Below are 23,022 nucleotides of genomic sequence, written 5' to 3'. Positions count from 1 at the left end.
GGACCATTGTGCTAGTATTAAAAAACGCCACAGTTGTTGAATTTCATCCGGCTTCCATACGATCCGGCGTAGATATTGTCATTGTCGGCAGCAAAATCGCTGCCGTCGGCGTGGGGGCTGCTGCTAATTATCAGGCCGACCGCGTCATTGATATGCAAGGCAAACTGGTTATGCCAGGCATTGTCTGCAGCCATAACCATTTTTACTCCGGTCTGGCCCGGGGGATTACCGCCAATATCGCTCCCAGCCCTGACTTTGTTTTGGTGCTCAAAAATCTCTGGTGGCGGCTTGACTTGGCCATTGACGAGGAAATCCTCTACTACAGCGGTATGGTATGCTCGCTGGAAGCCATTCGCTGTGGCACAACAGCGGTAATTGACCACCATGCTTCGCCATCCTTCCTTAAAGGCTCGCTCAAAACCCTCAAAAAAGCTTTTGAGGAAACCGGCCTGCGCGGCATTACCTGCTATGAAACCACCGACCGCAACGAGGGACTCAAAGAAGTCGAAGCCGGTGTTCAGGAAAATGTTGATTTTGCCAAACTGTGCGAAAGTGATAGACAGGCCACAGACGGCAATCATTTGGTAGAGGCCATGATTGGCGGCCATGCCCCTGTTACCATGCCTGATGCCGCTCTTAAGCTTATGGCCGACGCTGTACGCGAGACCGGACGCGGTGTCCATGTCCATGTAGCCGAAGACCGCTATGACGTATCCCACAGCCACCATATGTACGGCAAAGACGTGATTGTCCGCCTGAATGATGCTGGTTTAGTCAATGATAAAGCCCTTTTGGTGCATGGTGTGTACCTGTCAGACCAGGATATTGAAATCGTCAATGCCAAGGACGCGTTCCTGGCTCACAATGCCCGCTCTAACATGAACAACAATGTTGGCTACAGCACCAAACTGCCGATGTACAAAAACCTGGTTCTGGGAACCGACGGCATGGGCAGTGACATGTGGGAAGAAATGAAGTTTGCCTACTTCAAACACAAAGATGCTGGCGGTCCCATGTGGCCTGACAGCTACCTTAAGTTCTTATATAATGGCAACGAGATATTAAAGCGTTACTTTGCTGCCGACTTCGGCCGCGTGGCACCTGGCTACAAAGCTGATTTGACTGTGCTTGATTACCAGGCCCCCACCCCGCTTGTGCCTGGCAACATTGGTGGCCACATTGCCTTTGGCATGGACTCCCGCGATGTAATTACCGTTATCATCAACGGCAAAGTTGTGCTGGAAGACAGACAGTTTACCTTTGACGTCAGCCCCATTTACGACAAAGCCCGTAAGGCTGCCCAGCGCCTGTGGGACAATATGGATAAGCTTCCGTAAGGTAAAAATGTATGAGCAGTGAGCCAGGAGTCTCTGGCTCACTGCTTTAAATTTTTGTATTGGGAGATAGGGAATTAGTGGTGAAAAAATGTCGAATAAATGGTGAAAGAAGAGCAATGTTTTAGACTTGTAATAAACGGAGGAGAGAATCATGCAGAAGAGTATGCCGTTAAAGTGGAAAGCCATACTGGCTGTGTCGGGCGTTTTTGCCATTTGTACCTTATTACTTAGTTGGATGAATTACTATCAGGCCCGGGAGGAAGTTATCGGCTCCCTGGAAAAAAGCGCACAGCAGACAGTGAACATTAATGCTCAAAAACTCTCTACCTGGATTCAGGCCAGACAGGCTGAGGTTTCGGTAATGGCCAACACCGAAGTCGTAAAAAGCGGTGATACCAGCAAGGTTACTGCTTATTTACGCCAGGAAGTGGCCCGCTCGAATGGCATGTACTTTTCTTTAGGTCTTGGAGATACGAGAGGAACTCTTGTTACTCAGGACGGCTCTGTTATAAACATTGCCACTCAAGAAACTTTCCCCATGATGATGCAGGGAAAAATCGCCATTTCCAACCCGTTTCCCAGCAAACAAGATCCCAGCCAGTACATCGTGACAGTTGGTGTACCGGTGGTAAATAACGGTCAAGTTACCGGCATGGTGACTGGCGCAACCCGGGTCAATACTGTCTTTCAGGAAAATACCAATTTTCATATTGCTCAAAGCGATAAAGTATTTATTATCCATAAAAAAGGTATAGTATTCCACCATCCTGACAAAAATTTAGTGCTGAAGAATTTATTTGACACCAATCAAGAATATAGCGGGTATGTTAGACAATTAATTGAAGCAGGCGGCGGCAGCAGGATAATTGCTGTAAATGGTGAAAATGATATACTGTTTGCTGCTCAAATTCCCAATACCGACTGGTTTATGCTGCTGGACGTACCGCTTGTTGAGTACACCAGCAAATTGAATGGGTTGTTGATAAAAATCATAATAGGTTCTACTCTGTCCATTGTTGTTTTAAGCATAACCATAGCACTGTTGAGCGGGTATTTGTTCCGGCGGATTAAGGCTGTTGCCGTGCGGCTTGTCGAAATAGCCGCCGGCGGCGGTGATTTGACCCAACGAATCCAAGTTGAGGCCCAAGACGAAATTGGTGAATTGGCACAGGCCTTTAATAAAATGCTGGATAGCCAGAGTGCAACCATCAGCAATGTGATGAAGGCTTCGCGCCATTTAGCAGCGGCTTCACAGCAGTTGCTCTTAACTTCTGAACAAACGGCTCAGGCCACCGGCCAAGTGGCAGAGGCTATTACCCAGACGGCGCAGGGCGCAGTGGAGCAAACCACCGCTATGGCCGGTGCGGTAAAAGTTGTCGAGCAGCTTACCGCTGGAATTGAACAAACGGCGCAAACAGCGGCAGCCGTTACTGTTGCCTCAGAAAAGACTACTGACGCGGCACAACAAGGTGAAAAACTCTTAACCTCGGTAGTAAGCCAAATGGCTACTATTGAAAACACTGTAACCGGCACAGCGGGAATTATTTTGAAGCTGGGGACAAGGTCAAAGGAAATTGGCGAATTTGTTGGTGCTATCTCGGGTATTGCCGGACAGTCTAACCTGTTGGCGCTGAACGCTGCTATTGAGGCTGCCCGAGCCGGTGAGCAGGGGCGGGGTTTTGCCGTCGTTGCTGACGAAGTCCGTAAATTAGCCGAACAGTCACAGGCGGCTGCCCAGCAGATTACCAGCTTGGTTGCCGAAATTCAGGCAGACACTCAATTGGCTGTTCAGGCTATGCAGAGTGGTACGGTTGCTGTAAAATCAGGCACAGAAGTAGTAACCGCCGCAGGTAGTGCCTTTAATGAAATTATCCAACAGATAACCGGGTTATCAGCCGGGATAAAAACCATTGCCGTAGCCATTGGGCAAATGGCTGACTACGGCGGTAATATTGCCAGCACGGTCAATCATATTGAAATCATTAGCAAAGACATCTCCGGCCAAACCCAAACCGTGTCAGCGGCTACTGAGGAGCAATCGGCAGCCATGGAAGAAATAGCAGCATCAAGCCAAAAACTTGCTGATATGGCGGCTGATTTACAACATTTGGTAGAAAAATTCAGAATTTAGTGCCATACCAAGTCCAATGGGAGGAATGTAAATATGGCAATGCGTAAAGTACGGGTAGAAGAAGCTGTTGGCATGGTGCTTGGGCATGAGCTAACCAAAATTGTTCCCGGCGAGTACAAAGGGCCGGCGTTTAGAAAAGGGCACATTATTCAGCCTGAAGATATTGTTCATCTCAAAAATATTGGCAAAGACCACATATTTCTGTTTGAATTAGGACCAGAGGAACTCCACGAGAATCAGGCCGCATTACGGCTAGGTCAAGCAGTGGCCGGGCCGGGAGTTGTGCTTGACACACCGGGGGAAGGAAGGGTTAATCTTAAAGCGGCTGTTAACGGAATCTTAGCGGTTAACAGCGCCGCTGTTACAGCTATCAACATGACTGACAATGTTGCGCTGGCTACCCTTCATGGCGGTACGGTAGTGGAAGCAGGAACATCGATAGCCGGAGCCAAGATTATTCCGCTGGTGATTGCCGAGGAACTAATACGCCAGGTGGAAGCCGGGGCCCGGGAGTACCAGCCGGTAGTTTCAGTAAAACCCATGAAGAATAAAAAGGTGGGTATAATTATTACCGGCAATGAGGTCTATTACGGACGCATTACTGACAAATATGCACCGGTCTTTGCGGGTAAAGTTGATAAATATGGTGCTACGCTCTTAGGAACTGTCTACCAACCTGACGATAGTGCCAAGATTGCGGCCAGTATCCTTGGCTTTAAACAGCAGGGTGCTGATATTGTTATTGCAACCGGCGGTATGTCGGTTGATCCTGATGATGTCACGCCTGATGCCATCCGCGCAACCGGAGCCAAAGTTATTACCTACGGCACGCCGGTGTTGCCTGGTGCCATGTTTATGTTGGCCGAGTTTGATGGCACGATAATCATGGGTATGCCTGCCTGTGGCATGTATGCGCGGACAACTGTGTTTGATCTGGTGTTTCCCCGCGTATTGGCTGATATTCCGGTTACCAAGGCCGACTTTGCTGCCTTAGGGCACGGTGGTTTGTGTAAGTCTTGTAAAGAATGTGTATATCCACATTGCCCGTTTGGTAAGTAAATAAAAATTCGCCCGTTTCCATAATCATAGTAATACCGCAGATTTCAGTGCCAGACAATTATGGCAACTGACCTAAACAGCAACGGGGCGGAGCTGGAAAACGAGCGGATCTGCGGGTATAGGAGCGTGTACTGTCTCTGTAGGTATTGAAATAAGGCAAGTGTGGTTTCCGGGTAGATTTGCCTAGACTTTGGTTTAGGCGATTTTTTTTATTCTGATAGACATTTGTGTTTTAGGTAAGCACCATCAACAATGAGAATCTATTTATTAGGCTAGAAAATATAAAATTCGCATGGATAAGTGCACCAAAAGAGCAATTGGAATGTACAGCCGGTTGAGATAGTTTTTGTTACTATCTTGAAAGATTATTTTTGCCTGACAGATGACCTTGGTATGATTTTTGCAAAGATAATCAGTAACGAGAGGCGCGTGTAGTGTGAGTTGAAGCCGGATTTATAGAACTGGAGGATATTATGAACCGATTAATAGTAATAAAAGGTGCGGGTGACATGGCAACCGGGATTGCGCACCGGTTATTTCGCAGCGGTTTTCAAATCATTATGACAGAGTTAGACAAGCCCACAGTAATTCGGCGGACGGTGGCTTTTGCGGAAGCGGTATTTACCGGAATGGCGGTTGTGGAAGGGATAAGGGCGGAAAAAACAGAGCCCAATAAGGCATTGCAGATAGCCGCGGAAGGAAAAATTGCTGTGGTGATTGATGCGGAGGCCGCCATTGTTAAGATGTGTAAGCCCTGGGGTGTGATAGATTCCATTTTAGCCAAGCGAAATATGGGAACAAGCATCGGAGATGCTCTTGTTGTTATTGGTGTGGGGCCTGGTTTTACTGCCGGAGTGGATGTGCATGCTGTTGTGGAAACTAAGCGCGGCCATTTTTTGGGGCAGGTCCTTACTCAGGGGCAGGCTTTACCCGATAGTGGTATCCCAGGCGAGATTGGCGGCTATACCCAAGAGCGCATTTTACGGGCTCCCTGTACTGGTATTTTTCAATCGCTGTGCCGGATTACCCGGCAGGTAAAGGCAGGAGAGGTCGTGGCGCAGGTAAACGGACAGCCTGTGAGGGCAGCTATTTCCGGTGTTTTGCGTGGCTTGCTCCGGGATGGACTGGCTTTAACGGCAGGACTTAAAGTCGGCGATATTGATCCACGCTGCGTACCTGAGCATTGCTATACTATATCAGATAAAGCCCGGGCGGTGGCTGGCGGTGTACTGGAAGGACTTTTTATGATGGGCAACTGTTTGGAAAACAAATATCTTGACCAAAGTAAACTTTCTTCATAATTATCAATTTGATAATGTAATATGATTAGATACAGGTATTTGACAAGCTAAAAAAGAGCTTGATTTGTGAGACCGGATAAAATGTGACAGGGTAGCTTTGCCCCTTATCAAAATGATAGGAATTATCGTTTTGATAAGGGGCAAAGCTATAATTCTCAAGAAATTAAACTGATTTTTTAGAATTTTAAGGCGAAGAAAAGATGTTGTATTTCAGCCACTCCGGACTATATTCGGCCTATACCGGGGCCGCCACCTGTCCGGAACAAGTTGGTTTCTATGTATCCAGATAAACTTTTGGCATGGTTTTTGCAAGATATTGGTAATGACAAATGTGAAGCACAAGCGCGGTACTAGCAAGAATCCAAGATTTAATGGGTTACGGACCAAATGACAGAAGGAGATCCAGGGATCGGCCAAATAGCGAAGTATTACCTGGATGGGGGATAGAATGTTTAAAGATACCAGGTGCCTGGGAGGGTTTTTAATCATCAAAAAGGCAGGTGAGGATGTTAAATGACAACCATGCTGATTAAGAATGTCAAAGCCATAGTGACATTGGATAATACTGACAGGGTATTAGAAAACCAGAATATTTTTATTCGTGACAGCCGTATTGAATATATGGGGCTGGAAAGCCCTGTAGCGTCAGAGGTAATTGATGCTTCCGGCATGATTGTTTATCCCGGCTTAATTAACACTCACCATCATTTATACCAAACCTTTACCCGGAATTTACCTCAGGTGCAGAACCTGGAACTATTTCCATGGTTGTGCACTTTGTACGAAATATGGCGGGGGTTGACACCGGAGATTATTTATCACAGCTCAATAGTAGGTATGGGTGAACTAATGAAATATGGCTGCACTACCTGCTTTGACCATCATTATGTCTTTCCCAGGACTAACTCTGAGCAGTTTATCGATCAGCAATTTATGGCAGCTGACCAGTTAGGCATACGCTTTCATGCCTCACGGGGGAGCATGTCTAGAGGTAGGAGCAGTGGTGGACTGCCACCCGATGATTTGGTCCAGACAGTGGATGAAATTTTAAAGGACAGTGAACGTTTAGTAGACCAGTATCATGATGACAGCCGGTACTCCATGCGGCAAGTTGTGCTGGCTCCCTGTTCTCCTTTCAGTGTTACCGGCGATTTGATGAAAGAGACCGCAGCTTTGGCCAGAGGAAAAAAAGTGCGGCTCCATACTCATTTGGCTGAAACCAGGGACGAAGAAGAGTATTGTCTGCAGAAGTTTAACTTAAGGCCGCTCGCTTATATGGAAAGCCTGGATTGGATTGGCGCTGATGTATGGTTTGCGCATGGCATTCATTTTAATGAACAGGAATTGCAACTGCTGGCAGCTACCAAAACAGGTGTAGCTCATTGTCCGGTTTCCAATCAAAAACTGTCTTCCGGTATTGCGCAAATTCCCCGTATGCTGGAGCTGGGAGTGCCGGTAGGCCTGGCGGTGGATGGCAGTGCCAGCAATGACGGTTCCAATCTTTTGGGAGAAATCCGGACTGCCTTTTTACTGCATCGTTTAAACTCGAGTGCCAAGGCACCAACCGGCTATGACATTTTAAAAATGGCTACCAGAGGCAGCGCCGAAATCCTGGGACGAGAGGATATTGGCAGTCTGGAGGTAGGCAAAGCCGCTGACTTATTTTTAATACATGTGAATACATTAGAGTATGTGGGGGCACAGTTTGATCCTAAATCTTTACCGGGGACTGTGGGGGTGGCCCGGCCGGCAGCCTATACCATTGTCAACGGAAAAGTGGTAGTAAAAGACGGTAAACTTTGCACCATAGACGAAGAAAGAGTTACAGCCCAGGCCAATGCATTGGTGAACAAATTGCTTACATAGGAACCATTAAAGGCTTCCTTCGATCAATAAAAACAGGGTAGATTAATTTATGAAAGGAGCTGAGAGGCAGTCTAAAATCCATAGGCCGGTGAAAACCGGGTAATTTTGAGGAGGGATAAAATGGACCAAGGTATACTCGACCGGATGTTTAAACTCACTCAAAAAGAAACTGATGTCAAGACAGAAATGCTGGCAGGTTTGACCACCTTTGTGGCCTTAGCCTACATCATTTTTGTCAATCCCAACATTTTGGCAGATGCGGGAATTCCGAAAGAAGCAGCCATTGCTTCAACCATTTGGGCCACTGCACTAGCTACAACCCTTATGGCCGTATGGGCCAACTTCCCTATCGCTGTAGCACCTGGTATGGGGTTGAATGCTTTCTTTGCTTACTATGTAGTAGGAGTGCTGCAGCTATCCTGGCAGGTAGCGCTCGGAGCCGTGTTCTTCTCCGGTATTTTGTTCCTAATCTTAACCATCGGCGGCATTCGGCAAGCCATTATCAAGTCTGTGCCTATGAACTTAAAATGTGCTATCGGCGTAGGTATCGGTTTGTTTATCGCCTTTATTGGACTAAAAAATGCTGGCATTATTATTGCAGATAAGGCGACCTTTGTAACAGTAGGTCACTTGGTAAATAAAGAACCGTTATTGGCCTGTTTTGGCTTGGTTTTTACTGCAGTTCTAATGGCCAGAAATGTCAAAGGATCTATGCTCATAGGGATTATTACCACGACCATTTTAGGCATGATTTGTGGTGCGGTGCCAGCTCCCAAAGGGTTAAATGATATTATTAGCTTTAATATTCCTAGTATGACACCTACCTTTATGCAGTTAGACCTGATGGGTGCCTGGCAATTTGGGATATTCTCGATTATCTTTACCTTTACCATTGTAGAACTTTTCGACAACATGGGAACACTGATTGGCTTGACCCGTAAAGCCAAACTGATGAATGACAAGGGAGACATCGAGAATCTCGACAAAGCCCTGACTACCGACGCAGTAGGAACGCTTAGCAGTGCTGTTTTTGGTACTTCTACGGTAACCTCCTATATAGAAAGTGCTGCTGGTATTGCTGAAGGCGGAAAAACCGGTCTGACAGCCCTGACTGTTGCCGGATTGTTTATTGTTTCCCTGTTGTTTGCTCCGCTCATCGGTTTGGTGCCCGGCTTTGCTACTGCACCGGCCCTGATTTTGGTGGGGGCGCTGATGATGGCGGAAATCGTCCATGTAAGCTTTGCTGACTTTACCGATGGTTTTCCGGCTTTTATGACTATTATTATGATGCCTTTAACTTTCAGTATTGCCAATGGCTTTGCCTTCGGTTTTGTAAGCTACACTTTTGTCAAGGTTTTGTCGGGCAGAGCCAAAGAGGTTAGCCTCATTATGTGGCTGGTCAGCTTGGCCTTCCTAGCTAACTTCTATATGCGTCTGCATTAATTCTCTTTATATATAGCCAATCCAAAAGAGGTTTTTTAGGCAGGCTGCCAGTAAGGTTCCATCGCTAGCGCTTGGTTTTTGCTTATACTAACATCCTGCCTGTAAATCTTTTTTGGATACTATATAGGTGACCGGAAAAGGAGATGGAAGCGTGAAGCGGGTACACGAATTAGTGGATGCGGCTTTAGGACGATCGGCTGCGGATTTGGTGCTGAAAAATGCCAATGTATTTAATGTTTTTACAGGTACTTTTGTCAAGGGGGATGTAGCCATTATCAATGGCTATATTGCCGGGGTTGGAGAGTACTGTGGACGCAAAGAAGTGGATGTGGCAGGAAAATACATAACACCAGGCTTTATTGACGGACATGTCCATATAGAAAGCGCCATGGTAAGTCCCGCGCAATTTGCCTGTGCTGTAGTGCCTAACGGTACGACAACCGTTATTGCTGATCCACACGAAATTGCCAATGTGGCAGGTTTGGATGGCATTCGCTATTTGCTCAATGCGACCGGACAGCTTCCTTTAAATGTATATGTGATGCTGCCTTCCTGTGTGCCGGCTACTCATTTGGAACACTCAGGTGCCATGCTTTCGGCAACAGATTTAGAGGAGTTTATTCATCATCCCCGGGTACTCGGGCTGGGAGAAATGATGGATTATCCTGGTGTACTTAACAAGTCTAAGGTCGTATTTGAAAAAATCCGTATGGCCCAGGGCAAGCTGGTTGACGGACATGCCCCTGGCTTAACAGGAAAGGATCTGACCGGGTATATTGCCGCAGGGATTTGTTCTGATCATGAATGCGTTACCCCTGAAGAAGCAACAGAGCGGCTTGCGCAAGGCATGCATGTCATGCTTAGGGAAGGTTCGGCCGCCAAAAATCTTTTAAGTCTGTTGCCGGCGGTAAACCAGTATACGGTAAAACGCTGTCTGTTTGCTACTGATGACCGTCATCCGGAGGATTTGATTGAACAGGGCCACATTAACCATATGGTGCGTGTAGCCATAGGGGCAGGCACCAATCTGGCCTGGGTACTACAAATGGCTACCATAAATGCGGCAAATTATTTCCGGATTAGCGATTTGGGCGCGGTTGCTCCCGGGTACCGGGCAGACTTGCTGGTGTTTGACAATCTGGAAGACTGGCGTCCGGTTATGGTATTCAAAGATGGCCAACTGGCAGCGGAAAACGGAAAATCCCTGTTTATGAACTTCTTCGTGGATGATAAAGCGGTACGCAATACCCTTTGTCTGGGAGAAATTAGCCGGGATAAACTCAGTCTACCGGCCCATTCCGCAACAGCAAGAGTGATTGGTTTAGTACCTCATCAGTTGGTAACAAAGGTTTTGGAATTGCCTATGCCTGTTGTCCAGGGAGAATTTGTTCCCGATACCACCCGGGATATTCTGAAACTGGTGGTCTGGGAGCGGCATAAGGGCACAGGTAATGTAGGCGTGGGACTGTTACACGGTTTAGGCCTGAAGCGGGGAGCCATAGCATCAACCATCGCCCATGACTCTCATAATTTGGTGGTGGTGGGGACAGCTGATGCAGCCATTATGCTGGCTGTAAAGGCGATTGAGCATATTCAAGGCGGCTTGGTGATTGTTGGTGAAGATGATATCCTTGGTACCCTGCCTTTACCACTGGCCGGGCTTATGACCGATCAGGATATCGGTGAGGTACAGCAAAAGCTGGCAGCCCTTCACAAAATTGCCCGCAGTCTTGGGGTAAAAGAAGAATATGATCCCTTTATGACCCTGGCTTTTTTGAGTCTGCCGGTTATTCCCGCCTTAAAGTTGACGGACGAGGGACTGGTAGATGTTACGGCCTTTCAACATGTACCGGTGTCAGTGTAATCCGGGAGACATTATTGGGAGCAAATGGTGAACACAATGCAAATATAAACGCGAGGGGATGTTAAAGTGACTGAGAATACGCGTCATCCAGTCGATGAAATGTTGCCAAAAGGGCAGTTGTTTATTTATGGTCTACAGCATGTATTGGCCATGTATGCCGGTGCTGTTGCCGTTCCTCTCATTATTGCCAATGCTATTGGCTTAACAAAAGAACAGTTAATTTTCCTCATTAATGCCGATTTGTTTACCTGCGGTATCGCCACGCTGATTCAGACTCTTGGTTTTGGTAACATGGGAATCAAAATTCCCATGATCCAGGGCGTTACCTTTGCAGCTGTTACGCCCATGATTATAATCGGTAAAACCCATGGCATGACAGCTATCTACGGAGCCATTATCGTAGCCGGGTTTATTACCTATCTGGCGGCACCTTATTTTAGTAAGTTGATTCGTTTTTTCCCGCCGGTAGTTACCGGTACCATTATTACCATTATTGGGGTTACCCTGATGCCGGTTGCGGTCATGTGGGCGGCAGGCGGCAATCCAACAGCCCCCAATTTTGCCAGCCCGGAAAACATTACACTGGCGTTTGTGGTGATGATTCTCGTACTGTTTTTCTATAAGTATTTCACCGGCTTCTTAAGCAATATTGCCGTTCTCTTAGGTCTAATCAGCGGCACCATTATAGCCATACCCCTGGGGATGGTCAACTTTAGCCAGGTAAGTTCAGCAAGCTGGGTTGGCATTACCACTCCCTTCTGGTTTGGGCTGCCGACCTTCGATGCAGCCTCCATTGCGGCCATGGTACTGGTTATGCTGGTTGTTATGACCGAGACTACCGGTGATTGTATCGCCATTGGTGAAATTATTGAAAAACCCATTCATAAGGACGATTTGGCCAGATGCTTGCGCGCCGATGGTTTCTCAACCATGCTTGGCGGGATTTTAAACAGCTTCCCCTATACTGCTTTTGCCCAAAACGTAGGGTTGGTAGGCTTGACCCGCGTAAAAAGCCGTTTTGTCGTGGCGGCTGCCGGTGCCATTTTAATTGCTCTGGGCCTGATTCCCAAGCTGGCGGCTGTAATCGCTGCTATACCGCATCCGGTGCTGGGCGGAGCCGGTATTGTCATGTTTGGGATGGTGGCAGCCAGCGGCATTAAAACTCTGTCTAAAGTCAACTTTGACGGGACTCATAACATTATGGTGGTAGGCATCAGTATTGGTATAGGTATGATTACCTTAGCAGTTCCCAAATTCTATCATGGCTTCCCAAACTGGCTGCAGGTTATTTTGCATAGCGGGATTACAGCCGGCAGCCTGGCGGCTATTCTCCTGAACCTGCTCTTGAACGGTAATGCGGCAGAACATGATGTAACCGAGAATGTTGCCGATAAGAAAGGAGTTTCGGCAAAAGGGTAGAAGAAAAGCAACAACATAACTGGATTAGCGTCGCCTGGTGTCTTCAACGGACACCAGGTTACGACGGTTTATATAGCAAGGAGAGGTTCTTATGGGCATTGTTTTGCGCGGCGGCACCATTGTCACCGACACTGACTGTTATCATGCCGATATTCGTATTCAAGGAGAGGTCATTGCCACTATTGGCAGCCAGGTAGCGCATGAGGATGATACCGTACTGCCTGCAGAGGGATATTATATATTTCCGGGTGGCATTGATGCTCATACCCATTTTGACCTGCCGGTTGGCACTATGTCTACTGCCGATGATTTTGCCAGCGGCACCAGGGCTGCTATCTTAGGCGGCACTACTACAGTTATTGATTATGCCACACAATTTAAAGGTGAAACCTTAAAACAGGGTTTGGCCAACTGGCATCAGCGGGCCAGCGGCAATTGCTATACAGACTACGGTTTTCATATGGCTATTACTGACTGGAATGAGCATGTTTCCCGGGAAATGCCCTGGTTAAGTCAGGAGGCCGGTGTAACTTCCGTTAAGCTCTATATGGCTTATAAGAATATTATGCAGGTTGATGACAGTGCCCTTTTTCAAGTGTTGGAACGCAGTCGGAACTGCGGTATTCTAACCTGTGTCCACTGTGAGAATGGCGATATTGTCGATAATCTGACAAGGCAGCTTCGCCAGCAAGGTAAAACAGCGCCTGCTTACCATCCTTTATCCCGTCCGCCTCGCGTAGAACAGGAAGCCGTTAACAGGCTGATGGTACTGGCAGAACTGGCAGATGCGCCTGTGTTTGTTGTCCACTTAAGCTGCCGGGAGGCCATGGAGACGGTAGCTCAGGCTAAAGCCCGCGGGGTAAAAGTATTTGCCGAAACCTGTCCGCAATATTTAGTGCTGGAAGACAGTGTTTATCAGGACCCCACTTTTTCCTGTGCAAAATATGTCATGTCACCGCCGCTTAGGGCCAAGGAAAACCAAGCCTACTTATGGAACGGGCTGAAAACAGGTATCTTGGATACTGTCGCAACCGACCATTGCTCGTTTAACTTCCGGGGGCAGAAAGACCTAGGACGAGAAGACTTCAGTAAGATACCCAACGGTGCTCCCGGTGTGGAGCATAGGCTGGGGCTCTTATATACCTATGGTGTCCAGGCCGGAAAACTCAGCCTTACCCAGTTTGTTGACAAAATGGCTACCAAGCCGGCAAAGCTTTTTGGCATCTATCCTCAAAAAGGCACCATTGCTCCGGGCAGTCATGCGGATTTAGTACTTTGGGACGAAAATCGCCGCTTTACCATTGGGGCTGCTTCGCATGCTCACAACGTGGATTATAGCCCTTATGAAGGGATAGAGCAGCAAGGGCAGTCTATCCATGTTTTCCTGAGAGGCCGGCAGGTGGTGAGAAACGGGGTAGTATGTGTCGAGAGTCCCCAAGGTCAGTATCTCTTCCGTAAGCAATTTCCACAGGACAAAGCATAGTATATCCGGGAACGATGGAGGAGAGAATGGTCCGGAGTTTCCATGAAGCCAAATGAACAAGAACATGCAAAAACTGACGTTGCCTGGACGGCGTAAGAGGTAGGGATATGAGAGAAAATAAGACAACAGGCGGCATAATTGTTGCGGCAGGAAAAACCAAAGACGTAAGAGACCCAAATCCACTATTTAAGATTGGCTCAATCACGGTTGTAAAACGAATTGTTTTAACTTTTCAGCAGGCTAATATTTCGCCGATTGTGGTCATTACCGGCGATAAAGCTGAAGAAATTGAACATGACTTAGCAGATTATGGGGTTATATTTTTACGAAATAAAGAATATGAAACTTCCCGGAAGTTCGATTCTGCCAAGATTGGACTGGACTTCATCCAGAATAAATGTGATCAGGTAATATTCACCCCAGTTACTACTTCAATGTTTACTCCCCTAACGCTACAAAAGATGTTGGAATGTGGTAAGAAACTAATTTCACCCTCATATCATGGAAAATCCGGACATCCGCTCTTGATTTCTTGTGAACTGATTCCAGGCATTCTGGAATACGGCGGGGATATGGGCATGCGGGGAGCCATTCAAGCTCTTGGAATCGAGAGATACAGACTGGATGTAGAGGACGAGGGTATTCTCCCTGACATGGATAATGTTGAAAGGTTGAAACAACTTACAAAAAAGCATAATCAGCAAATTCTGCATCCCTTTGTTAGGGTAAGTATTGAAAATGAGTCTTTGTTTTTTAATTCGCGCACAAAGCTGCTGTTGATTTTGATTCAGGATACACACTCTGTTCGCAGTGCCTGCCGGCACATTGCATTATCTTATAGTAAAGCCTGGAATATGATCAACCAGCTGGAACAAGAGTTAGGCTATGACGTGGTTGAAAGAAAACATGGCGGCAGTAAAGGCGGGAAGACGTACTTAACGAGAAAAGGCGCCCAATTTTTGGAGAAGTTCCAGCAGTTTGAAGAAAATGTGCGACAGTATGCGAAAGATGAATTTAACAGATGCTTTATAAACAATACTTTGATATAGTGCAAGTTCCTTTGACAAAGAATTTGCCGAAAAAACAACCTCCATTCTATAATGGTTTTAACACAGAATTGTTGAAATATTATGGAATAGGAGGTTGTTCTGTTTAACATAAAGATCAACTCTTATTACTTAATGTATGGGAGGCGCGATATGGAGAAGATTAGTGAATCAACCAAGAAAAAAGACCATGCAGCAAAAATAAGCGGTCGTGCTCTTTATGTGGATGATCATGTAATAGACGGAATGCTTCATGGCAAGTTATTACACTCCGTCAAGGCAAAAGCACGTATTGCTGAAATTAAACTGCCTGAATTGCCTGATGGGTATTTTGTTGTTGATAAGAGCGATGTAGCTGGTACAAATCGTGTTCACATTGTGCTTGATGATACCCCGGTTTATGCTGAGGATACGGTGGAGTACGTCGGCGAGCCGATTTTGATGGTGGTTGGTCCGGAATGCAAAGAAGTGGAAAGAATTTTGCACGAGATTGTTGTTGTATATGAAGAACAGGAACCACTATTGGATATGCGTAAATCAGATGTTGTTTTTTTCAATTACAATTATGCCAAAGGCGATATCGAAAAAGCGCTGGCAGAAGCTGACCGGGTAGTAATCGAGACCTTTCAGACAGGCTATCAGGAACAGGCGTATCTGGAAACACAGGGGATTATTGCCTATCCCCATGACGGACGTATGACGGTACACGGATCAATGCAATGCCCATATTATGTGCATGGTGCTGTTGCCAAGGCATTAGGCTATAATGCCAAGGATGTTCAGGTTATTCAGGATGTTACCGGCGGCGGGTTTGGCGGTAAGGAAGCGTTTCCTTCCATACTTGCTTGTCAGACAGCAGTTGCTGCCAAAAAGGCAAACAAGCCGGTTAAGGTTATCTACGACCGCCGGGAGGATATGGAGTTTACTTCTAAACGCCATCCATCCATCTGTACCTATAAAGTAGCCATTAAAAACGGTGAGATTACCGGTATGGACATTAATGTTTTATACAACAGCGGTGCCTATACCACACTGTCTCCCGTTGTTTTACAACGTGGCCTGATTTGTGCAAACGGTGTATACCGCATAGATAACCTTCAGGTTGCCGGACGCGCAGTCAAGACAAATACTGTGCCGTCAGGCGCCTACCGGGGCTTTGGCGCACCACAAACGTTCTTTGCCGCCGAATTGATGATGGCTCACATTGCCCGGGAACTGGGAGTAGACTCTCTTGAACTGAAAGAAAAATACATGGTTAAACAGGGAGATACAACTTCTACAAGCGGCAAATATCATTTCCATGTACCGTTACCCGAAATGATACAGCGGATGGATGAACTTACCGGTTACCGGGCAAAACGCCAGTTATACAAGAAGCAAACAGGGCGCTACCGTAAAGGGATTGGTATGTCGTTGTTTTTCCATGGCTGTGGCTTTACCGGCAGTGGTGAGCGTGACTATATCAAGGCTGTGGTAAAAATACGGAAAAATACCGACGATACTGTCGAGGTTCTTGCCAGCAATACCGATATAGGGCAGGGATTGAAAACGACATTCTGCAAAATTGTTGCCGATACGCTTGGCATTGATTTTGACCAGGTGCATATTGAAAACCCGGATACCGACCGAGTACCGGACTCAGGCCCGACCGTAGCCAGCCGGTCCTTAATGACCGTGGGCGGGTTATTGCAGCGGGCTGCCAAGAAACTCAAAAAAGAGTGGCGCCCAGGTGAGGAACAGCTTATTGAGGAACGTTATGTCGAACCTGATTATCTTATTCCTTTTAATCTTGAAGAGTTTAAGGGAGATGCCTACCCGACTTACTCCTGGTCTGTAAATGTCATTGAATTGGAAGTAGATACGCTCACTGCCACTCACAAGATTCTGGGAGCATGGGGTATTTATGATGTTGGTGTGCCGATTGATTTGAATATTCTTCATGGACAGATGCAAGGCGGTCTGATTCAGGGAATGGGTTATGCCTCGATGGAGCAGATGGACTACAATGATAAAGGGGTTATTCGTAATAACAGTTACAGTGATTACATTGTTCCTACAGCAGTAGACGTTCCCAAGCTGGTCACTGAATTTATAAATAATCCGTATCCATATGGTCCCTATGGGGCTAAGGGGGCCGGGGAACTTCCGGTTGTTGGTGTTGCGCCGGCTTATATTGAAGCAATGGAAAATGCTCTGAATATCTGTATAAATAAAATACCATTTACACCGGAAGATACCATGAAAGGTTTGCAGGAGGTGAATCAATGATGATAAAATTCATTCTTAATGGCAAAGAAGTTACATCAACTGCAAAAGGAAATGAGCGTTTACTCGACGTTCTGCGGAATGAGTTTGCCCTCACCGGTGTAAAATGCGGCTGTAAAGAAGGGGAATGCGGCGCTTGTTCTATTATTCTTGATGGCAGGTTAGTTAACTCCTGCATGGTAGCCATGGGGCATGTTGCAGGTAGTAATGTTATGACTATCGAAGGGTATTGTGAAACAGAGCGCTTTGCTGTTCTGGATAAAGCTTATGCTGCTGTCAGTGCGGTACAGTGCGGTTTCTGTATTCCAGGTATGATGCTGGCATCTGAAAGTATTCTTGCCAAGAATCCAAATCCTACCGAGGCTGAAATCCGGGTGGGTATTTCGGGTAACCTTTGCCGCTGCACCGGTTATAATGCTATCGTGGAAGCCATTGGTATCGCTGCAAAGGAGGGAAAAGGCTTATGGTAAATGGTTATCAGGCAACATCTTTGCAAGAAGCGTTGGATATCCTGGGCAGGGATACCTCGATAGTTCCTTACGGCGGCGGGACTGATTTGATGATTGAAGCAGATGACAATGCCACTTATTTGTTTCTTAGTAAAGTTCCCGAGTTGAAACAGATTACAGAAGATATTGACTATATCCGTCTTGGCGCAGCCTGCACCTTTACTGAAGTTATGGAAAGTCAACTGGCTCCTCCCCTGTTAAAAGAAGCCGTATCACAAATTGCGGCACCGGCCATCCGCAACCTTGGTACCATTGGCGGCAATATTTGTAACGGCTCGCCTAAGGCAGACAGTGCTCTGATTTTTGTGGCGACAGACGCTAAACTTCGCCTTGTCAGCAGCAGGGGCGAGCGGGTGATTCCCATTAGTGAGTTTTATCTTGGCAGGAAGAAGACGGCTTTGGCTAAAGACGAACTGCTGGTTGAAGTTCTTATAAAAAAAACCGGCCTTAGCAATTACTACTATAAAAAGGTAGGGGCCAGAGATGCGTTGGCAATTTCCCGGGTATCCTTTGCGGCTGTACTTACTATAGCAGAAGATAAAATTGTTAACTGCATGACTGCCTTCGGTGCGGTAAGTGATGTTATAATCAAAAGGGCCGATATTGATGCCATGTTGACCGGCAAGACGCTTGCCGAGGCCAAGGCTGTTAAGGAAGAGTATCTTGCCGCCTATGATCAGGCCATTGTTCCCATCAGGGGCAGAATTTCGTCAGAATACAGAAAAGCTGTCTGTATGAATTTGTTGCGGGATTTTCTTGCAAGTAAGGGGATATGACCTTACGCATAGATGCTGTTGGTTACCGGTAGATTACAGCAGCGCTTGAAAAGTAATGAACTGAATAAAAGTAATTGTTCTTGTATATTATTGACGATATGGGTCAAGAGTCTCTACCAGGTTACCGTAAATAACCTGACTATAAGAATAGGTTCTTTGTTGTACCTATTTTTCATAGTCAGGTTATTTTTTGCTGCTATATGAAATCGACTGTAGCTTTATCTAACATCCTGCCTGTAAATCTTTATTGGCAATATAGGGACAAGCATGCCGGAAAAATACTAACACAGGATGAAAGATTTATTTTCCACCGATAAAAGCCAAATACTATTTATAAGGGAGAGGGTTTATCTTGTTGGAAACAGAAATGAAACAAACGTATGTTGAAAATGGTTTTTTAGATCGTTATTTCAAATTATCACAACGAGAAACCAGTCTGAAGACAGAAGTAGTGGCTGGATTAACCACCTTTATTGCCATGGCGTATCTGATTTTTGTTATTCCCGGTCAGTTTTTAATTGCAGCCGGAATACCACAGGCAAGTGCAACTGCTGCTACCATTCTCTCCACCGCTGTTGCAACTTTACTTATGGGCATCTATGCTAATTTGCCGATTGCTATGGGCTCAGGTCTGGGGCTCGGTGCTGTTTTTACTTTTATTATGGTTGGCAGTATGGGGTTAAGTTGGCAAACAGCGTTAGGGGCGGTTTTTATTTCCGGGGTTCTGTTTTTTATTTTGGCGATTACCAATATAACAAAGGCAGTAATTGAGGCTATTCCAACGCTTTTAAAATCGGCCATAGGCGTTGGTTTGGGCTTGTTTATTGCCTATATTGGTTTTAAAGGTGCAGGGATCATTGTTCCCGCACCGGGTACCATTCTAACCTTAGGCAGTTTAAAGCAACCAAGCGTTTTGTTAGCCGTAATCGGCTTAATCATTACCAGCTTATTGATAGCAAAAAATATAAAAGGTGCTTTCTTAATAGGCATTTTAGCGACGACAATCTTAGGTATGTTTATGGGGGTTGCTAAGGTACCAACCAGTATGGGTGACATAATTTCGTTTGTTCCACCTATGCCGACTGACACACTTGGTCAATTGGATATTGGTGCTGCAGTAGGGTATGGCTTGATATCCATTATTTTTACTATTACAATTGTTGATTTGTTTGATAATATCGGGACTTTGATTGCCATTTCGGGTAAGGCCGGGTTGCTTGATGAAAACAACAATTTGCCTGATATTAATAAAGCCTTGTTGGCCGGCTCTGTTGCTACGATGATCGGCGGTCTTTTCGGTTCGTGTACGGTAACTTCTTATATAGAAAGTGCTGCCGGTGTTGCTGCAGGCGGCAAGACTGGGTTAACCTCAGTCACTACAGGCATATTATTCTTAGCTACTTTGTTCTTAACGCCGTTAGCGGGGTTAGTTCCGGGAGCGGCAACTGCACCGGTTTTGATTATCATCGGCGCTTTAATGATCGGTGAAATTGTCCATATTGATTTTACTGACTTCACCAATGCATTGCCGGCGTTTTTAACTATTATTCTCATGCCCTTAACCTGCAGTATCGTTGAGGGAATGGCATTCGGGTTCATCGCTTTTACACTGCTCAAACTAGTTACCGGCAGAACTAAGGAAATACATCCCTTAATGTATGTTTTATCAGTAATCTTCGCTGTTCATCTATATATGAAATAAGCAGCAAGTGTAATGATTGCATTGTATAGGATGAAAGGAATTGGTAGATGGTGATGGAAGAAGACATAAAAATCATAAAAGGTAATATAGTTTTTACTCCCAGTTTTGGGCAATTGGAGATTTTTGAAAATGGCTTTATAGTTATTGAAGGGAAAAAGGTTAAGGGGGGTTATTGTGAACTTCCGGCAGAGTACAAAAATATTTTTGTAACTGATTATAAAGATGCCTTAATCATTCCCGGATTTGTCGATTTGCATTTCCATGCACCGCAGTTTGCCAACAGAGGGCTGGGGTTTGATCTGGAACTCTTACCCTGGCTGGAAAGATATACATTTCGGGAAGAAGCAAAATTTATAAATGTAGCTTATGCACAAGAGGTTTATAAAAAGGTAGTCACGGAACTCTGGAAGTGGGGCACAACCCGGGTGGTGCTTTTTGGAACCATTCATAAAGAAGCAACGGCCAAGCTAATGGAGTTATTAGCACTGACGGGTCTTGGCGGCTTTGTCGGCAAAGTAAATATGGATAGAAATTCGCCTGATATTCTCATTGAGACTACTGAACAATCACTAACTGATACGGAAGACTATATTAAAGATACTATTGACAGGTATCAACTGGTAAAGCCAATTATAACGCCAAGATTCGTACCTACCTGTACACCGGAGTTAATGACTGGTATTGCCAAGCTGGCAAAAAAGTATAATTTGCCGGTTCAGTCTCATTTATCGGAAAATGCAGGTGAAATTGCCTGGGTTAAAGAGCTTCATCCTGAATGTCAAAACTATGCCAGTGTATATCGAGAATTCGGATTATTTGGACAACGACCAACTATAATGGCTCATTGTATCTATAATGATGATGCAGAGATTGAATTGATGGCAAAAAATAAAGTACATGTTGCTCATTGCCCCTATTCAAATAATAACTTAGCAAGCGGGATAGCTCCTATCAGGAAGTATATTGATAAAGGAATAAGCGTAGGTCTAGGGTCTGATGTAGCCGGCGGACATGAGGTATCTATGGCCAAGGTTATGGCGATGGCAGTACAAGTTTCGAAACTGAAATGGCTGGCAACAGATAAAAAAGAGAGATTCTTTACTATACCTGAAGTATTTTACATGGCTACAAAGGGTGGAGGAAGTTTCTTCGGCAAAGTAGGCAGCTTTGAAGAAGGGTACGAGTTTGATGCCTTAGTTATTGACGACAGTTGCCTGGAGGTCTCAGCGTGTAATCAATATTCTATAGAAGACAGGTTAAGCAGGTTCATTTATATTGGTGATTATAAAAATATTGTTGCAAGGTATATAGCTGGTGCTAAAATTGAACAACCTCAATTTTAGCTCAACTATAAAAGACATTTGGTTAAGTACAGAAAAAGGAGAATTTGGACAAGCCCCAACCCCCGGCGGAGCGGCAGCCTTGGCATAAGCGAATAGGATTGGGCGGGATATTTGTGGCGCTGGCTACGCTCCACAGCGGCACTGTGGTTGAGGCCGGGGCAATCGTGGCCGCTGGGGAACTGATACAACAGGTCAGCAAGTGTCATACAGTACCAGCCTGTAATTACGGGCATCTTGTAAGAATGTGTGTATCCACATTGCCCGTTTGGCAAGTAAATACCTAAAAACCCTGCTTAATACGATAAGCTTTAAGCGGGGTTTTGCTCTTATGGAAGCTACCAAGCTCGCCCAAGATATGGTGCACGGACATGGACAAACATATAAGTAACAATAAAGTATTTCCCAAAAATTGCGAAAATACGTCTCGGCTTTTGTGGTAAATAACAAAGGAGTTTACCGGAATTAACGGGAATAAAAGATGGCTATCCACGCCCCAATCGCCCTCAAAAGAGCCTTGAAACTCCTACTGTAATTAGAGAAGCGACTTGGTGCATTCGAAAAATATTTCAACAGAGTCTTTCGGTTTGGGGTGGTATAATGAATGGTTTAGTGGTTATAAAAGGCGGTGGCGATCTAGCTACAGGGATTGCGCACCGTTTGTTTCAGAGTGGTTTTCCGATTGTGATCACTGAGGTAGCTCAACCTACCGTAGTCAGGCGAACGGTAGCTTTTGCCCAGGCAATATTCAGCGGAGAAGTTACTGTAGAAGGGGTTAGAGCGAAACGAACTGAAAGTTATGATATTTATGAAGCTTTATCTCAAGGCTTGATTCCTGTATTGATCGATCCTTTTGGTAAGTGCGTTTCACAATTAAAACCTTACGCAATTGTTGACGCTATCATTGCCAAATGCAATACTGGTACCGCCTTAAACAGTGCTCCCGTAGTGATTGGCGTCGGACCTGGTTTTACGGCTGGCGTTGATGTGGGAGCGGTAGTCGAGACTATGCGCGGTCATGACTTAGGGCGCGTCTATTACGAAGGCAGTGCCATTGCCAACACCGGAATTCCTGGCGAGATTGCGGGCTATACGGTGGAACGGTTATTAAGGTCTCCGGCGACAGGCAGATTTGCAAGTTTACGGGATATTGGGGATAAGGTTTGTGCCGGTGAGGTAGTTGGAACAGTGAGTGGCGCCGAAGTTAAAGCAGCCATTCCCGGTATATTGCGCGGTCTTATTCAGGATGGATTGATGGTAAAAACGGGTATGAAGATTGGTGACGTGGACCCGCGTTGCCGTCAAGAACACTGCTATAGCATCTCAGACAAAGCAAGAGCTGTGGCTGGCGGTGTATTGGAAGCCTTGTTGCACCTAGGGTGATTAAAGGAAGGTGCATGCTTGGATTTATGGAGTGATTTTAGAGCTTTGATACTCTCGCCATTAGCAAGAGTATCAAAGCTCTAAATCTATATAAAAGT

Annotated in this window: 17 protein-coding genes and 1 riboswitch; all 17 genes read left to right on the top strand. The window is 45.8% G+C overall.

From position 1 onward, the window contains the following. Positions 1–8: 8 nt before the first annotated feature. The 17 genes from ssnA to yqeB (VN447_RS01250) all read left to right on the top strand — a co-directional run bounded on the left by ssnA (position 9) and on the right by yqeB (VN447_RS01250) (position 22,924). Positions 9–1,337 (top strand): putative aminohydrolase SsnA, encoded by a 1,329-nt coding sequence (gene ssnA, locus VN447_RS01330; protein WP_325522028.1) that lies wholly within the window; start codon positions 9–11, stop codon positions 1,335–1,337. 151 nt (positions 1,338–1,488) lie between these two features. After that, positions 1,489–3,468, top strand: coding sequence for a methyl-accepting chemotaxis protein (locus VN447_RS01325; RefSeq protein WP_325522026.1), 1,980 nt, complete (start codon positions 1,489–1,491; stop codon positions 3,466–3,468). A gap of 33 nt (positions 3,469–3,501) precedes the next feature. Beyond that, positions 3,502–4,527 carry a molybdopterin-binding protein gene (locus VN447_RS01320; protein ID WP_325522025.1) on the top strand — a complete coding sequence of 342 codons (1,026 nt, stop codon included), beginning with the start codon at positions 3,502–3,504 and terminating at the stop codon, positions 4,525–4,527. Positions 4,528–5,000: 473 nt separating this feature from the next. Continuing rightward, positions 5,001–5,828, top strand: a complete 828-nt coding sequence (gene yqeB / locus VN447_RS01315) for a selenium-dependent molybdenum cofactor biosynthesis protein YqeB (protein WP_325522023.1) — start codon at positions 5,001–5,003, stop codon at positions 5,826–5,828. A 513-nt stretch (positions 5,829–6,341) separates the two neighbouring features. Beyond that, positions 6,342–7,694 (top strand): 8-oxoguanine deaminase, encoded by a 1,353-nt coding sequence (locus VN447_RS01310; protein WP_325522021.1) that lies wholly within the window; start codon positions 6,342–6,344, stop codon positions 7,692–7,694. A 120-nt stretch (positions 7,695–7,814) separates the two neighbouring features. Further along, positions 7,815–9,137: an NCS2 family permease gene (locus VN447_RS01305; protein ID WP_325522019.1), complete on the top strand. Its 1,323-nt coding sequence runs from the start codon at positions 7,815–7,817 to the stop codon at positions 9,135–9,137. A gap of 151 nt (positions 9,138–9,288) precedes the next feature. Continuing rightward, complete coding sequence (gene ade, locus VN447_RS01300) at positions 9,289–11,001, top strand: adenine deaminase (RefSeq protein ID WP_325522017.1); 1,713 nt, start codon at positions 9,289–9,291, stop codon at positions 10,999–11,001. Between the two features lie 99 nt (positions 11,002–11,100). Then, positions 11,101–12,420, top strand: a complete 1,320-nt coding sequence (locus VN447_RS01295) for a nucleobase:cation symporter-2 family protein (RefSeq protein WP_325522097.1) — start codon at positions 11,101–11,103, stop codon at positions 12,418–12,420. Between the two features lie 91 nt (positions 12,421–12,511). Then, positions 12,512–13,903 carry a dihydropyrimidinase gene (hydA, locus tag VN447_RS01290; RefSeq protein WP_325522015.1) on the top strand — a complete coding sequence of 464 codons (1,392 nt, stop codon included), beginning with the start codon at positions 12,512–12,514 and terminating at the stop codon, positions 13,901–13,903. A gap of 107 nt (positions 13,904–14,010) precedes the next feature. Next, positions 14,011–14,952 carry an NTP transferase domain-containing protein gene (locus tag VN447_RS01285; protein WP_325522013.1) on the top strand — a complete coding sequence of 314 codons (942 nt, stop codon included), beginning with the start codon at positions 14,011–14,013 and terminating at the stop codon, positions 14,950–14,952. Between the two features lie 150 nt (positions 14,953–15,102). Then, a complete protein-coding gene (locus VN447_RS01280) occupies positions 15,103–17,217 on the top strand; it encodes a xanthine dehydrogenase family protein molybdopterin-binding subunit (protein ID WP_325522011.1) in 2,115 nt (704 codons plus the stop codon). Next, positions 17,214–17,684: a (2Fe-2S)-binding protein gene (locus tag VN447_RS01275; RefSeq protein WP_325522008.1), complete on the top strand. Its 471-nt coding sequence runs from the start codon at positions 17,214–17,216 to the stop codon at positions 17,682–17,684. The genes VN447_RS01280 and VN447_RS01275 overlap by 4 nt, the downstream gene beginning before the upstream one ends. Beyond that, on the top strand, positions 17,678–18,499 hold the full coding sequence (locus VN447_RS01270; protein ID WP_325522006.1) for an FAD binding domain-containing protein: 822 nt from the start codon (positions 17,678–17,680) through the stop codon (positions 18,497–18,499). The genes VN447_RS01275 and VN447_RS01270 overlap by 7 nt, the downstream gene beginning before the upstream one ends. Before the next feature lie 60 nt (positions 18,500–18,559). Continuing rightward, a riboswitch (purine riboswitch) is annotated at positions 18,560–18,661 on the top strand. A 205-nt stretch (positions 18,662–18,866) separates the two neighbouring features. Next, complete coding sequence (locus tag VN447_RS01265; RefSeq protein ID WP_325522095.1) at positions 18,867–20,201, top strand: NCS2 family permease; 1,335 nt, start codon at positions 18,867–18,869, stop codon at positions 20,199–20,201. A 47-nt stretch (positions 20,202–20,248) separates the two neighbouring features. After that, positions 20,249–21,544, top strand: a complete 1,296-nt coding sequence (locus VN447_RS01260; protein WP_325522004.1) for an amidohydrolase family protein — start codon at positions 20,249–20,251, stop codon at positions 21,542–21,544. A gap of 44 nt (positions 21,545–21,588) precedes the next feature. After that, the gene (locus VN447_RS01255) at positions 21,589–21,828 is read left to right on the top strand and encodes a hypothetical protein (protein ID WP_325522002.1); all 240 of its coding nucleotides are present in this window, start codon (positions 21,589–21,591) and stop codon (positions 21,826–21,828) included. 313 nt (positions 21,829–22,141) lie between these two features. After that, positions 22,142–22,924 carry a selenium-dependent molybdenum cofactor biosynthesis protein YqeB gene (gene yqeB, locus VN447_RS01250; RefSeq protein WP_325522000.1) on the top strand — a complete coding sequence of 261 codons (783 nt, stop codon included), beginning with the start codon at positions 22,142–22,144 and terminating at the stop codon, positions 22,922–22,924. Positions 22,925–23,022 lie beyond the last annotated feature (98 nt).

This window comes from Sporomusa sp. (assembly GCF_035561155.1).
Taxonomy (GTDB): domain Bacteria; phylum Bacillota; class Negativicutes; order Sporomusales; family Sporomusaceae; genus Sporomusa.
Note: the sequence above shows the minus strand (reverse complement) of the source record. Positions and strands in the feature narration are given on the sequence as shown.